At 71.0% G+C, this 14,444-nt stretch carries 11 protein-coding genes; 6 read left to right on the top strand and 5 right to left on the bottom strand.

The window, feature by feature from the left end:
- Positions 1-929: 929 nt before the first annotated feature.
- Positions 930-1,820 carry an oxygenase MpaB family protein gene (locus ACIBM5_RS44195; RefSeq protein WP_396012392.1) on the top strand — a complete coding sequence of 297 codons (891 nt, stop codon included), beginning with the start codon at positions 930-932 and terminating at the stop codon, positions 1,818-1,820.
- Positions 1,821-1,900: 80 nt separating this feature from the next.
- Positions 1,901-3,442, top strand: a complete 1,542-nt coding sequence (locus ACIBM5_RS44200; RefSeq protein ID WP_396012355.1) for an acyl-CoA synthetase — start codon at positions 1,901-1,903, stop codon at positions 3,440-3,442.
- A 122-nt stretch (positions 3,443-3,564) separates the two neighbouring features.
- Here ACIBM5_RS44200 and ACIBM5_RS44205 read toward each other — a convergent pair whose 3' ends face one another.
- Together ACIBM5_RS44205 and ACIBM5_RS44210 are read right to left on the bottom strand one after the other, a co-directional pair.
- Positions 3,565-5,205: an acyl-CoA synthetase gene (locus tag ACIBM5_RS44205; protein WP_391587639.1), complete on the bottom strand. Its 1,641-nt coding sequence runs from the start codon at positions 5,203-5,205 to the stop codon at positions 3,565-3,567.
- Between the two features lie 416 nt (positions 5,206-5,621).
- Positions 5,622-6,992 carry a hypothetical protein gene (locus tag ACIBM5_RS44210; protein WP_396012356.1) on the bottom strand — a complete coding sequence of 457 codons (1,371 nt, stop codon included), beginning with the start codon at positions 6,990-6,992 and terminating at the stop codon, positions 5,622-5,624.
- A 478-nt stretch (positions 6,993-7,470) separates the two neighbouring features.
- On the opposite strand from ACIBM5_RS44210, the gene ACIBM5_RS44215 reads away from it, so the two are divergent.
- Together ACIBM5_RS44215 and ACIBM5_RS44220 are read left to right on the top strand one after the other, a co-directional pair.
- Positions 7,471-7,674, top strand: a complete 204-nt coding sequence (locus ACIBM5_RS44215; protein ID WP_020557813.1) for a cold-shock protein — start codon at positions 7,471-7,473, stop codon at positions 7,672-7,674.
- Positions 7,675-7,858: 184 nt separating this feature from the next.
- Positions 7,859-8,341, top strand: coding sequence for a hypothetical protein (locus tag ACIBM5_RS44220; protein ID WP_391587637.1), 483 nt, complete (start codon positions 7,859-7,861; stop codon positions 8,339-8,341).
- 187 nt (positions 8,342-8,528) lie between these two features.
- On the opposite strand, the gene ACIBM5_RS44225 is transcribed toward ACIBM5_RS44220, so the two are convergent.
- Positions 8,529-9,416: an aminoglycoside phosphotransferase family protein gene (locus ACIBM5_RS44225; protein WP_396012357.1), complete on the bottom strand. Its 888-nt coding sequence runs from the start codon at positions 9,414-9,416 to the stop codon at positions 8,529-8,531.
- On the opposite strand from ACIBM5_RS44225, the gene ACIBM5_RS44230 reads away from it, so the two are divergent.
- Positions 9,415-9,630: a hypothetical protein gene (locus ACIBM5_RS44230; RefSeq protein ID WP_391587635.1), complete on the top strand. Its 216-nt coding sequence runs from the start codon at positions 9,415-9,417 to the stop codon at positions 9,628-9,630. The two genes, ACIBM5_RS44225 and ACIBM5_RS44230, sit on opposite strands and share 2 nt — an antisense overlap.
- Positions 9,631-9,859: 229 nt before the next feature.
- Positions 9,860-11,278 (top strand): hypothetical protein, encoded by a 1,419-nt coding sequence (locus ACIBM5_RS44235; RefSeq protein ID WP_396012358.1) that lies wholly within the window; start codon positions 9,860-9,862, stop codon positions 11,276-11,278.
- 115 nt (positions 11,279-11,393) lie between these two features.
- On the opposite strand, the gene ACIBM5_RS44240 is transcribed toward ACIBM5_RS44235, so the two are convergent.
- Together ACIBM5_RS44240 and ACIBM5_RS44245 are read right to left on the bottom strand one after the other, a co-directional pair.
- Positions 11,394-13,013, bottom strand: coding sequence for a PP2C family protein-serine/threonine phosphatase (locus ACIBM5_RS44240; RefSeq protein ID WP_396012359.1), 1,620 nt, complete (start codon positions 13,011-13,013; stop codon positions 11,394-11,396).
- Positions 13,014-13,248: 235 nt separating this feature from the next.
- Positions 13,249-14,442, bottom strand: a complete 1,194-nt coding sequence (locus ACIBM5_RS44245; RefSeq protein ID WP_396012360.1) for an acetyl-CoA acetyltransferase — start codon at positions 14,440-14,442, stop codon at positions 13,249-13,251.
- Positions 14,443-14,444 lie beyond the last annotated feature (2 nt).

Below are 14,444 nucleotides of genomic sequence, written 5' to 3' on the forward strand. Positions count from 1 at the left end.
CCGTTGCCAGCGCTTTTCCCGCAGGCGAGGCCTGTGTCTCGCCGGGGGACCCAGGGCTCCTGACCGCCGGTGACATTGGGACCGGGCTGATCTCCGCCGGTCCACGTCGACCGGTTAGCACAAAGCCACCCGCGCCCTACCCGACCAAGTCGCGGCCGCACGCCGAAAACGCCCGGCCCACTCGGGAAGGTCCCCCGGCGAACCTTGCCGGGCCGCCCACCCCTCCGCGCCGTTGCCAGCGCTTTTCCCGCAGGCGAGGCCTGTGTCTCGCCGGGGGACCCAGGGCTCCTGACCGCCGGTGACATTGGGACCGGGCTGATCTCCACCAGGCCACGCCGATCGGTTAGCACAAAGCCACCCGGACCCGACCCGACCCAGATGCACCGCACGCCGAAACGGCCCGGCCCACTCGGGAAGGCCCCCCGGCGAACCCGACGAAAGCACCCACCCGCTCCGCCGTTGCCAGCGCCTTTTCCGCAGGCAACACCCGCATCTCGCCGGGGAGCCCAGGGCTCCTGACCGCCGGTGACCGTGGGACCGGGCTGACCTCCGCCGGTCCACGCCGACCGGTTAGCACAAAGCCACCCGGACCCGACCCGACCAAGACGCAACTCTCACGTTTCGCCCACGCGACCCCCGATCGCCCCGGCCGACGCCAACCCCACTCCCGACCGGCCCCACCCCGTCGCCCGTCGCCCGTCGTCCGCCGTGCGCGGCTCGTACCCTCGTAGTCCCAGGTGCAGGTAACAGACCAGGTTCGGGAAGGTGTGCCGGTGGTTGACTCACGGCAGGGCACAGACAGCAGCAACAGCAGCAGCAACAACAGCGGGAACAGCAAGGCCCGCGAGCCCCACAAGGCCCCCAAGACCGGCGCAACCGGCGCAACCGGCGCAACCGGCGCAACCGTCGCCACCGGCGCTGCCCACCCCATCGGCGGCGACATCGGGCTGTTCGGGCCCGATTCGGTGACCTGGCAGTTGCATGCCGACCCGGTGATGTGGGTGGCCGGTGTCCGGGCGCTCTATCTGCAGGCGCTGCATCCGCGGGCCGTGCGCGGGGTCGTGCAGAACTCCGATTTTCGCAAGGACCCCTGGGGGCGGTTGATGCGGACCGCGGACTTCGTCGGGGTCACGACCTACGGGACGCGGGCGGAGGCCGAACAGGCGGGGGCGCGGGTGCGGCGGATCCACGCCGTGATCAAGGCGGTCGATCCGGACACGGAGCAGTCGTACCGGATAGACGAGCCGGAGCTGCTGCGTTGGATCCACTGTGCCGAGGTCGGGTCGTATCTGTCGGTCGCGCGCCAGGCCGGGTTTCCGCTCACCGACGAGCTGGCCGACCTGTACCTGGACGAACAACGTCGCTCGGCGGAGCTGGTCGGGCTGCCGGCCGACGAAGTGCCGGGCTCGTTGGTCGAGATGGATCGCTACTTCACCGGGATCCGGCCCGAGATGGCGATGTCCGACGAGGCCCGGAGCGTCTTCGACTTCCTGCGTCGGCCGCCGGTGCCCTTCGTGCTCGTGCTCGGGCGCGAGGTGTTGTGGCGCCAGGTCGCGGAGTTGGCGTACGCGGCGTTGCCGCGGTGGGCGAAGGACCTGTACGGGCATCGCGGGCTGCCCTCGGCGGTGGCCGGGCCCGGGCTCAAGGGGCTGCGTCGGGTCGTGGGGGCGGCGACGCCGGTGATTCGCGCGGTGTACCCGTCGCCGCATATCAAGGGCGCGATGGAGCGGCTCGGGCCCGGGGTCGAGCCGTCGGCCGCGCGGCTGCCCGAGGTCGTCGTTGTCGCGCAGACCACAGTGGGGGAGCCCGCCAATAAGTAAGGTCCCCTTTCTTTCTGTGCGCGCTGCCGTCACAATGTCAGACATTGTCAAGTAACCGGGCAGCTCGAAGGGAACCGCACGTGGCGAACGGCTTCTGGGCCCATGCGCAGGCCAATCCGGACCAGCTCGCGCTGGTCGACCCCGATGGCGCCGAGTGGACCGCGGGGGAGTTGTACGCGGCGTCGAACCGGCTCGTGCACGGGTTGCGGGCGGCGGGCCTGAGCACCGGCGACGTCTTCAGCGTGATCCTGCCGAACTGCGCCGAGTACATCGTGGCGTACATGGCGGCGGCGCAGGCCGGGCTGTACATGGTCCCGGTGAACCACCACCTGGTCGGTCCCGAGATCGCCTGGATCCTCGCGGACAGCGAGTCCAAGGTGGTGATCGGCCACGAGCGGTTCGCGGACACGATCGTCGCGGCGGCGGACGAGGCGAAGGTGCCCACGCAGGCGCGGTTCGCGGTCGGCGCGGTGCCCGGCTTCCGGTCGTTCGCCGAACTCACCGAGGGCCAATCGGCGGAGCCGCCGGCCGAGCGCAGCGTCGGCATGACGATGAACTACACGTCCGGCACCACCGGCCGCCCGCGCGGCGTGCGCCGGCCGCTGTCCGGGGGATCGCCCGAAGAGGCCCGCTACGGCGGCACGTTGCTGATCTACGGTGTCAAGCCGCATGACGACAACGTGCACCTGGTCGGCTCGCCGCTCTACCACACCGCCGTGCTCCAGCACGCGCAGCAGTCGCTGCACATCGGCCACGGCGTGGTGCTGATGGAGAAGTGGCGGCCGGAGGAGATGTTGCGCCTCATCGACCGCTACCGGGTCACCCACACGCACATGGTGCCGACCCAGTTCCACCGACTCCTGCAACTGCCCGACGAGATCAAGGCCAAGTACGACGTGTCGTCCATGCGGCACGCCGTGCACGGCGCCGCACCCTGTCCCGATCACGTCAAGCGGCGGATGATCGAGTGGTGGGGGTTGTGCGTCGAGGAGTACTACGCCGCCAGCGAGGGCGGCGGTACGTTCTGCTCCGCGCAGGAGTGGCTGGATCGGCCCGGGACGGTGGGCAAGGCGTGGCCGATCAGCGAGATCGGCATCTTCGACGACGACGACAACCGGCTGCCGGCCGGCGAGATCGGCACCGTGTACATGCTGATGCGGGCCGGGAAGTTCAAGTACCACAAGGACGAGGAGAAGACCCGCAAGGGCCGGATCGGGGACTGGTTCACCGTCGGCGACGTGGGTTTGCTCGACGAGGACGGCTACCTGTATCTGCGTGACCGCAAGATCGACATGATCATCTCCGGTGGCCAGAACATCTACCCCGCCGAGATCGAGAGTGCGTTGCTGCGGCACCCCGCGGTCGGTGACGTGGCGGTGTTCGGGATCCCGCACGAGGACTGGGGCGAGGAGGTCAAGGCGGTCGTCGAGGCCAACGAGGGCTTCGTAGCCGGCCCCGAGCTGGCCGCGGAATTGCTCGCGTTCTGTGCGGAGCAGCTCGCCACGTACAAGCGTCCGCGTACCGTCGATTTCGTCGACGCGATGCCACGCGACCCGAATGGGAAGTTGCAGAAGCGGCGGTTGCGCGATCCCTATTGGGAGGGTCGCGAACGGGCCGTTTGAGACGGAATACGAATACACCGCCCGGGAATTCACGGGCGGTGTATTCGGCGTTTTCCTCGACCCGCCGATCGGTGCGGCGAATCTTTTCGAACCGTGTTCCGCGGTCCGCGGTCCGCGTTCCGCTAGGCGGATTCGGGCGCACTTTCCGGCGCGGATGCCACCGCCAGTGCCCATTGCAGATCGGGCTTTCCGGTGGGCGTGCGCACGGTCTGCTCGACGGTGCGCATGACCCTGGGCACCTTGTACCCGGCAATCTTGGTGCGGCAGTGCTCCTGGACGTCCGCCAGGCTCGGCGTGCGACCCTCGCGCGGCTGGACGACCACCGCGACGGTCTGGCCCCAGCGCGGATGCGGGACGCCGACCACGATCGCGTCGTAGACCTCGGGGTGGGACTTGACCGCGCCCTCGACCTCCTCGGTGAAGATCTTCTCGCCACCCGAGTTGATCGTCGCCGAGCCGCGGCCCAGCAGCGTGATCCGGCCGTCGCCCTCCAGGCGGGCGTAGTCGCCGGGCACCACGTAGCGGGTGCCGTCGGGGCCGGTGCGGAAGACCTCGGCGGTCTTGACCGGATCGCCGAGGTAGCCGAGCGGGATGTTGCCCTTGCGGCCGAGTCGGCCCACGACCCCGGCGGGCAGCGGGTTGAGGTCCTCGTCCAGGACGACCGAGTCGGGGACCGCCTTGACGGTGATCCCGCTCTGCTGCTCGGTCTGGCCCTTGACCGCGACGCCCACGCCGTTGGCGCCCGACTCGGAGGCGCCGATCGCGTCGCTGACCACGATGCCCAGGCGCTCCATGAACTCCTCCTTCAGCGACGGCGAGAACAGCGCCGCGCTGGAGGACAGGGCGAACAGGGAGGACAGGTCGTAGGACTCGCGCCCGTCGCGCGGCTCGGCCAGGGACTCCAGCAGCGGGCGGGCCATCGCGTCGCCGGTGATCAGGATGATGTTGACCTTCTCGGCGACCACGGTCTCCCACACGCCATGGGCGTCGAACTTGTCGATCAGCACCACGCGGTGCCCCTTGGCCAGGTTCTGCAGCACTCCCCACTGGGTCGCACCGTGCATGAGCGGCGCGATCGGGAAGGTGGTCATCTGGCCGTTGCGGCCCTTCTCGACCATCTCCTCGGGCCGGGATATGCGCTGACCGTTGGTGGGGTCGATGCCGCCGCCGAGGGCGAAGATCACGTCCTCCTGGCGCCACACGACGCCCTTGGGCAGGCCGGTGGTCCCGCCGGTGAACAGCAGGTACAGGTCGTCGGCCGAGCGCGGCTCGAAGTCGCGCTCGGGCGAGCCGGCCGCCATCGCGTCCTCGTACCGCACCGCGCCCAGCGACTCGGCGGTGACCCCGTCCGCGGCGGGCTCGGAGTCGTCCTCGACCACGATCAGGTGTCGCAGCGAGGCGACCTTGGGCGCGACCTCGGCGACCCGGTCGGCGAACTGTCGCTGGAAGACCAGCGCGACCGGCTTGGCCTGGTCCAACAGATAGGCCAGCTCATCCGCGACATAGCGGAAATTCACATTGATGCAGACGGCCCGGATCTTGTAGATCGCGAGCATCGCCTCCGCCCATTCGATGATGTTGAAGGCGTAGACCGCGACATGGTCGCCCGGCTGCACGCCGGAGTCCCGGAGGTGATGGGCGAGGCGATTAGCCCGCTCCTCCAGAAGGGCATATGTACGGCGTTCACCGTTCGCGACGATCGCCTCGCGTTCGGGGTATTCCCCGGCCGCGCGCTCGAAGAGGTCGGCAAGGTTGAATTCCATGGGCGGAGCGTAAGGCGTGAGCCGGGCGATATTCCAGAGGCAATATCGTTTGGATGGCCTCGGGAAACTGTGACACTGTCGACCGCCGCGAACACTTGACTGCGGCAAAGATGTGGGCTGGGGGGTGGTCCGGCGAGTCCGGCGAGTCCGGCGAGTCCGGCGCGCCGGGGTCGGGGTGGGCGACGCCGCGGTGGACGGCCCTGTACGCGGACCCGGACGCGAGACCGCGGCCGAGTCCACCGGCCGAGTCCGGAAATCGAGACCACGACCACGACCACAACCACGACCGCGCCCGGTACCCGCGACCGCGACCGCGCCCGGGCCCGGGCCCGCCCCGGCATCCGCCCGGGCCCGCCCCCGACACCCGCCCGCGCACCCGCCCCGAAGCCGACAGCCCCGCCGCAGGCCGCGCGCGATCAGCGCGGCGCGTACTCCCGCAGGCGCGGGCGGGCGCTCGCCGCCACCAGCGCCACACACACCCCGAGCACGGCGATGGGCACCCACGGCCAGCCGGCGAGTGCGTCGTCGGCGCTGTCGGTGCGGTCCTCGAAGTCGGCTCGGGCGGCGTCCGCGACCCGGCCCAATGCGGTCTGGTAGTCGTAGAAGTCGAAAGCCAGGTTGCCGCGGCCGACCTTGGTGGCCAGGCCGACGGCGACATCCAGCCGGCCCTCGGCGACCGCTGCGCGCAGCGCCTTGTCGTCCCGGCGGAAGGCATCCAGGCGGGAGGCCACGCGCTGGTCGGGCACGTTCCGGTCCAGCTGTGCGGATTTGGCGGCGAAGCTCTCGCTGTATGCCCGGGCGCGATCGGGCAGGATCACGAACCGGCTCTCGTCCGCGTTCGCGTCCGAGGCGGTCGCCCGAGTCCTGGCCAGCTTCAGGAACGGGTCGAAAGCCTGCGTCTGTGCGTCGCGCAGCCGGGAGGCGTGGTCGGCGAACAACGCGGCGGCGGTGCCGGTGAGCGCGGCCACCGCGATGGTCACCGCGGCCAGCCCCGGCGCCAGGATGCGGTGGAACCGGCGGGCCCACCGGATCTGGCCGACGATCAGCACGGCCACCAGCAGGGTGCCGACCGCTCCGACCGCAAGCGCCGCCCAGCGCGCGTGGGTGCGGTCGGAGTCCGCATCGGAGGCCAGCTTCTCCTCGGCGCCGCGCCCGAGCGCGTCGGCGGCCGGCAGCAGATCGTCGTGCAACAGGCTGGTCGCGCTCGCGAAGTAGTTGAGCGCTGCCAACGGCGGCCGGCCGGCCGGGCGGTCCTGGACCTGCTCGTCGGCCAGCCGCGCCTGCGCGACGTAGGCGTCGTAACGGCCGAGTCCGTCGATCAGCGCTCCCACGGTCGCCACGGGCGCGCCGCCGACGGAGAGCATCTGGATGTCGGCGGTGATCCGCGAGCGCCGTTCGCGCATCTGCCGCAGCGCCAACTGCCGGTTGCCGACCTGTTCGTCCGAGCCGACCAGGAGCACGTTGGCGACCTGGGCGTCGAGATCGGCGAGCGCGAAGTACAGATCCGCCGCGACGGCGGCCCGCGGGGCCGAGGTGTCGGCGACCTCGTCGAGCCCGGATCGGGCGTTGCCGGCACCGACCGCGATCACCGCGGCCAGGGTGACGATGCCGATCAGGACCAGCGCGACGAATCCGTACACCCGAGCCGGAACCGCACCCACCTGTCGCAACCGGCGCGGTCGTATTCGCGGCGCCCGGTCCCGAGGCGGCGCGACCGGCGCGACCCGCGGCGGCGATGGCACGTACGCGGGCGTCGGGGGCGCGGGCAGGGCGGTCGGGGCGGCCATGTCGAAACGGTAGACAAACGGCGCGAAGAGCCAACCATGAACCGATGGCGCCGATGCGAAGGACGAGTGAACATCCGTGTGTTCGAAGGGTGTTCGGACGATGATGCGGTGCCGGTCGGGAAGGGGCTCCGACTGACGCTTGGTCAGGCCTCGGTTGCGCCCAGTTGTGTCACCCGCGCGGATGAACCGAGCGACGTGTGCCGGCTATGCCCCCCGTTGGCCGCATTGGTGACGGTCGGATTCGCACTGCGAAGGGCTGTTGCGGAGCACTCGTTGGCATGTAGCGTTGTCCGCGGTTGCAGCAGTAGATGTAGTTCCCTCGCACGTCCAACGCCTGCGGACATCAACAGCCGTGGGCGTTTTTCGCTCCTCACAGCGAGGGCATCCCGGGGTAACGCGGGGAGTGGGACCACTCGACGGTTCGCGACCCGGGCATCACGAGGTGTGGTGTCTGTGGGTTACGTGAAGGAATCAAGACATGGCCACCGGTACGGTCAAGTGGTTCAACGCCGACAAGGGCTACGGCTTCATCTCGCAGGACGACGGCGGCGCTGACGTCTTCGTCCACTTCTCCGCCATTCAGACGAACGGCTACCGTTCGTTGGAGGAGAACCAGCGCGTGGAGTTCGAGGTCACGCAGGGTCAGAAGGGCCCGCAGGCCGAGATGGTTCGCCCGCTCTGAATCGGTCCCGCGGCTCCGGCAACGGACCGCAGACCTAGCAAGGCCCGCGCCCGTGCAGGGTGCGGGCCTTGGGGCGTTTCCACGGCCGGTGTCGGCCGGCGGCCGATCCACCGGCCTTCCCGTCGCGTGCGGCCGAGCCGTGGGTGTGGCCGGCGGCATGGTGAGGGGCCACTAGCATGTCTGTATGGGTTTCCTGCGCCGCCGCCCCCCGTCCGGGCCGGATTTCGACGTTCTCGCCATCCCGTTCACCGACTGGCCCGGCTCCGTGGTCGTGGCCATGTTGCCGGGGGAGGACGGCAGTTGCCAGGGGATCTTCGTGCGCTACGACCTGCTGGCCAACCGCGGCCCGGCGATGCTGATCGGCAACCTGCCGCCCGGCTCGCCCGCGCGTGAGGAAGGCGTCGGCCGGATCGAGGCCCAGCAGCTGGTCGCGGCCCTGGGCCACGAGGAGATGCCCGAGGAGCTGTCCACCGAGGACACCCCGATCATGCTCGGCGACGACCTGCTGATCATCCGCAAGATCAAATATGCGGAGGGGCGCCTCGCCTGCGTGGAATTCGACCGCAGCGACAACGTCATGGTCCGCATCGTGACCTGGGACCGCCCGATCACCGACGACGTGTTCCAGCTGCTCAAGCCGATCCCGGCGGACACCTTCGGCGGCTGAACGCCGGCACCCCCCCGCGGGCGCGGGGCCGAAGCAGGCCCGCGCGCCGCCCCTGAAACCGCAACCTCCGCACCGGTCGCAACGGGTGGAGCGCGGGTGGACACACCACCCGAGCCACGTACATCGTCGACGCGGGCACGACGCCGAAGCCGCATGGACCCGTCGGGCCGTGCGGCCACGAGCGTCGTTACCGGGTGCCGATCGCCGCGCGGACGGCCCGGCGGACCATGCCGCAGTCGTCGTGCAGCCTGCGCAGGAGACGGCGCTGGTCCTCCCCGACGGGGCCCACGTCGTTGAGCCGGATCTCGCGGACGAGCACCAGCATCAGGTTGACCAGGAACGCATCGCGCGAGAGGGAGCCCGACTGCTGGGCCGTCTGGATGATCTGGCGACGGGTCATCGGATCCCGGGCCAACAGGGTCCACAGGACCGCCAGGTCGTAGCCGGGCAGGTGGTAGCCGGAGGACTCCCAGTCGACCAGCGCCGCGCCCTGGGCGGTCAGCAGCACGTTGGACAGGACCGCGTCGCCGTGGCAGAACTGCGCCGGCACCCGGCTGAGACCGCGCAGGAGTTGGGACAGGTCGCCGGCGTCGCGGTCGGTGAGCAGGCCGAGCTTGTGGTAGCGGTCGACGCGGGCCGGGTAGTCGAACGCCAGGGGGAACGACCCGGGCGGGGGCTTCCACCGGTTGAGCGTGGCGAACGCGTGCAGCACGGCGCGGACGTCGGCGCGGGCCATCGCGGTGCCCGGGTGGCGTTCGTTCGCGGCGGGCCGGCCGGCCACGTGCTCCATCACCAGGATGCGCCGTTCCGGGTCGGCGGCGATCAGCCGCGGCACCCGGACCGGTGGCCGCTGCCGGGTGAAGGTGCGGTAGGCGTTGACCTCGTGCCGAAAGCGCTGGAGCCAGTGCGCCGAGGGGTCGGTCAGATACTTCACCACCACCGGACCGCGACCGACCGATCCGGACAGCAACAGGGATCGTGGGGTCCTGCGCAGCACGGCACCCGCGGTGAAGCCGGGACAGACCCGGGCCGCGAGCGCGGCGACCGCCTCCGGACCCGGAATCTGCTGTGCCATGCGAGGTACTCCCGGGCCCGCTCCGCCGGCCGGGGCCGGACCGGTGGCGACCGCGGCGTTCGCCGCGACCACGGTGTTCGTCGACGCCACCGTGCCGGGCGCCGAACCACCGGAAGGCGTACGCCTGTTCGGGCCGGGTGTGCCCGGCCGTGAAGTCGCGGAACCGGGATTGGTCGGGCGGCCGGGGGTGGTGGACGTCGTGGATGACATGTAAACCTTCCTGCGCTGCCGATGAGTGGATCCGGCCGCGCGACGGGTGGGGGCCACGTGCCGGATCCACCATCCACAACACTCCGAGGTCCGGGTGGTGATCCACGTGGCGAGCCCTGGCGAACCATGGCGAATCGGAGCCGGCTGCTCCGGAGCGGGCTAGCCTCGGTCCGGCAGCGGCCTCCGACAGGACGCTTTCGAGCCACGGTCCCCACATCAACGGGCGGTTTGCAATGCGCCGGGAACCCAACACCAAACTGGTGGACCTCTTCGCCCTGACCGGGTGGTCCAAGGGCGAACTCGCCCGACTGGTCAACCGTCGGGCCGCCGCGATGGGCCATCCCCAGCTTGCCACGGATACCTCCAGGGTCCGGCGCTGGCTGGAGGACGGCGAGCGGCCCAGGGACCCGGTGCCCCGGGTTCTGGCGGCGCTTTTCACCGAGCGTCTCGGGCGTGTCGTCACCTCCGAGGACCTCGGCCTGACCGGCCGCCCCCGGCACAACACGCAGGTGGTGCAGGAGGACCTGCCGTGGAGCACCGAGCGCACGGTGACCGCGCTGACCGAGTTCACCGGCATGGACCTGATGCTCAACCGGCACGGCTTCACGGGCGGCGGTTTCGCGCTCGTCGCGGGCCCGGCCCTGGTGGCCAATTTCGATCGCTGGCTCAGCCCCGGGCTCGGCATGTCCCACCCGCGTGGTGCGCCGGCCGATCCGGTGTCCTACGGGCTCGCCGACGCGGGGCCGATCGGCGCCGAGGAGGTCACCGCGCTGGAGAACGCGGTCACCGTCTTCCGCACCTGGGACGCGGATCGCGGCGGCGGGCTGCAACGCAAGGCGGTGATCGGACAGTTGAACGAGGTCGGCAATCTGCTGACCTATCCCAATCCGCTGCCGATCACCCGCCGACTGTGGAACGTGGCGGCCAACCTCGCCGCGCTGGGTGGCTGGATGTCGCACGACGTGGGCCTGGACCCGACCGCACAGAACTACTTCGTGATCGCGGCGCACGCCGCCCGGGAGGCGGGCGACCTGCCGCGCGCGGCCGAGGCGCTCTCCCGTGCCGCCCGGCAGATGGTGCACCTGGAGCGCCCGGCCGACGCGCTCGCCCTGATCGAGTTGGCGCAGCGTACGGCGGGCGAGCGGGCGGGGGCGACCACGCGCGCGATGTTCCACACCGTGGAGGCATGGGCGCAGGCCGCGCTCGGCCGAGCCGCGGACTGCCGGCGGTCCCTGGGCCGGGCCGAGGCGGAGTTCGGCCGATCGCGCCCGGAGGAGGAGCCGGACTGGGTGGCCTTCTTCGACTCGGCCGACCTGCACGGCATGCAGGCGCTGGTGTACCGCACGCTCGCCGAGGTGGATCCCACCGCGGCCGGCCGAGCCCAGGAACACGCGGAGAAGGCCCTGGAGTTGCGGGCCCGCGGGCACGAACGGTCCAAGACCTTCGACCTGATCTCGCTGGCCTGCGCGTGCCTGCTCGACGGCCAACCCGACCGCGGCGCACACCACGCGCGCCTCGCGGTCCGGGCCGCCGGCGAGATCGGCTCCAAACGCACCTGGGACCGCCTGGAGGTGCTCCGCAAACTCACCGACCGCTACCGCGACGTCCCGGAAGTACACGCCTTCCGCCAGGAACTGGCCGAGGGCTCCTGAACCACGACCGAGGCCGGGGAGGCCCGATCACCCCCGCCCGCACATGCGACCTCCGCAGCCGACCCACCCGACACACCGGGTGGGTGGGCGCCACCGTCCCGAGCCGAGCGAAGCGCTATCGCACGCAGACCGCCATCACGCACGCGTCGTCCTCGTACCGGGTGTGCCCGAGCCGACTCAACACCACGTCCACGCACGTCCTGGCGTCCGCGCCGAGCAACTGCGGCCCCAGGCCCAGGAGCGCGCGGACCGCCTCCTCCGTGCCGCGCCCGCGCCGCTCGACCAGGCCGTCCGTGAAGATCAACAACACGTCGCCGGACGCCAGTTCGACCCGGGCCTCGACGAACTCCGGTTCGTCCAGCGCACCCAGCAGCACACCGAACGGTGTCGCAAGCGCCCGACCCGACCCGCCCCGGTAGAGCAGCGGCGGCGGATGACCACCCTGCGCCCAGGTCAACACCCGCTCCACCGGCTCGAATCGGGCACACACGGCGGTGGCCACCTTGTCCGCCGGCAGCGTGTGCACCACGATCCGGTTCAGCGCCGTCAACATCGCCGCAGGCCCGGCCCCGGTCATCGCCACCCCCTGCAACGCGCCGCGCAGCGTGGTCATCCCGGACGCCGCGGCGACCCCGTGGCCGGACATGTCGCCGACCGCCAGGAGCACGTCGCCGCCCGGCAGCGCGAGCGCGTCGTACCAGTCGCCGCCGACCTTGGAGTCCTGCTCGGCCGGGAAGTAGCGGGTGGCCACCTCGATGCCGGGCAGGCTGATCGGTCGGGTCCACCACGGCATCACCACGCGCTGGAGCTCGGCGGCGACCCGGTGCTCGGAGCGCACCAGCCGGCGCTGGGCCAGCAACTGCACCCGGGTCTCGGTCAACGCCTCCTGGGTGCGCCGCAGTTCGGTGATGTCACGAAGCAATGCCCAGACCGCGTGCGGCCTCCCGTCCGCGCCGAGCACCGGCTCGCCGACGAACTGCACGGACACCCGGGTGCCGTCCGCGCGCACGATCCGGAACTCGCCCTCCGCGCCGTTCGCGTGTTCGAGCAATTCGCGCACCAGGTCCGCGACGAACGCCCGATCCTCGGCCGCCGCATGTCCGGCCAACTCGGCCAGTGGCAGCGGGCCGAGCGCGCGGTCGCGGCCGAACAGCGCGTACATCTCCTCGGACCAGCGCACATCGTCGCGATCGAGGTGCCACTCGGCGCTGGCCACCGGACTCGAACCCGGCGCCCGCGGCGGCACCGTCCGGCGCTGCTCGGGCAACACCCCGTTCGGGTCCGGCTCGACGAACAGCCGGCGCAGATGCCGCCAGGACAGCGCGGTGTTCTCCACGTCGCCGGGCGCGAACGGCGCGGCGGGTCGCACATCCGGTGGCCGGACCGTGCTGCGCGCCGGCGTGCTGGTCGCCGGGCCCGGATCGTCGGCCTGCCGATGCTCCGGGTCTTCGGTGTCCTGACTCAATCGGGCCAGATACTCCGCCGCCTGACCGAGGCTGCAGGCGAGCAGATCGCACAACAACGCCCGTCGATACGCCTCCTCGACGGCCGCCGTGTCCTCGCCCGAACCGGCGCCGAGGGGCGCACTCGCGGAGCCGCCGGCCGAGCCCGGGCGCAGGCCGAACCCGCCGCGCAGGGCGTCGAGTTCGGCGCGCATCCGGCCGATGTGCGCGAGCCATTGCGCCGGATCCACCACGAGGGGTCCGTCCACGGGGTGCTCGGGCCGTTCGCGCATCCGCTCGCGCTCCTCCGGACATGAGGTGGCAGGGTGCATTGACTGTCGCACATCGAGGGCCCGGACGCGGATGAAACCACGGGAACCGTGATGCTTGTGGCAGATTGCCCATTTCCGGTGTCCGGAGATGGCGAAAGGGGCCCGATCGCGACCGCGATCGAGCCCCCTCACCGGCCTCGACGAGCAAAACCCGACGCGGGCTCGACTACTTCGAACAGCGCGGGCGACACGCCGATCAGCCGAGTTCGCTGCCCAGGATGGAGATGAACGAGACCATGTCGCCGGGATATCCGCCGAGGTTGTGGGTCAGCGCGAGCTTGCGGCCGTCCGCCGGGATCCGCCGCTCGGCCGGTGCCTCGTCGCGCAGCTGGAGCCAGGCCTCGAACATCATCCGCAGCCCGGACGCGCCGACCGGGTGGCCGAAGCTCTTCAGGCCGCCGTCCGGGTTGACCGGCAGCCGGCCGCCCAGGTCGAACGCGCCGGCCAGCACGTCCTTCCATGCGGTGCCGCGATCGGCGAAGCGCAGATCCTCCATCAGGACCAGCTCGGTCGGGGTGAAGCAGTCGTGCACCTCGGCCATCGCCAGTTCCTCGCGGGGATTGCGCACGCCCGCCTGGCGGTAGGCGTCCTCGGCGCACGCGGCGATCTCGCGGAACGTGGTGTAGTCGTACTCCGGGTCGATCACCCCCGAGCCGTTGCCCGCCACCAGCGACAGCGCCTTGATGTACAGCGGCTTGTCCGTGTACAGGTGTGCGTCCTCGGCCCGCACCACGATCGCCGCCGCGGCGCCGTCCGCGACGCCCGCGCAGTCGAACACGCCCAACTGCCCCGCGAGTTTGGGCATCGCCGAGATCTTCTCCGGCGCGATCTCCTTGCGGAACTGGGCGCGCGGGTTGCGTGCGCCGTTGTAGTGGTTCTTCGCCGCGATGTGCGACAACACGTCGCGCATCTCCGCCTCGGACACGCCGTACTTGTCCCCGTACGCGGGCACCACCATGGAGAACATCGCCGCCGCGGTGAGCGTGCGGGCGGTGCCGTCGCCCGGGATCGGGAACGCGTTCAGCCCCTGGAAGCCGCCGTCCTTGACCTTCTCCACGCCGACCGCCATGGCCACGTCGTATGCGCCGGAAGCCACCGCATACGCGGCCTGGCGCAACGCGTCGGATCCGGTCGCGCACATGTTCTCCACGCGCGTGACCGGCTTGCCCTGCAACTGGAGCGGCTTGGCCAGGGTCAGTCCGGACATCCCCGACTGTGCGGTGCCCAGCCAGTAGGCGTCGACTTGCTCCTTGTCCACGCCGGCGTTCGCGAACGCCTCGGTGGTCGCCTCGATCAGCAGGTCGTCGGTGCCCCGGTCCCAGTGTTCGACGAAGGGGGTGCAGCCCATCCCGATGATGGCGACGCGGTCCTTGATGCCGTGCGATCCCATGC

Origin of the sequence: Embleya sp. NPDC050493 (assembly GCF_044458105.1) — a bacterium.
Taxonomy (GTDB): Bacteria; Actinomycetota; Actinomycetes; order Streptomycetales; family Streptomycetaceae; genus Embleya.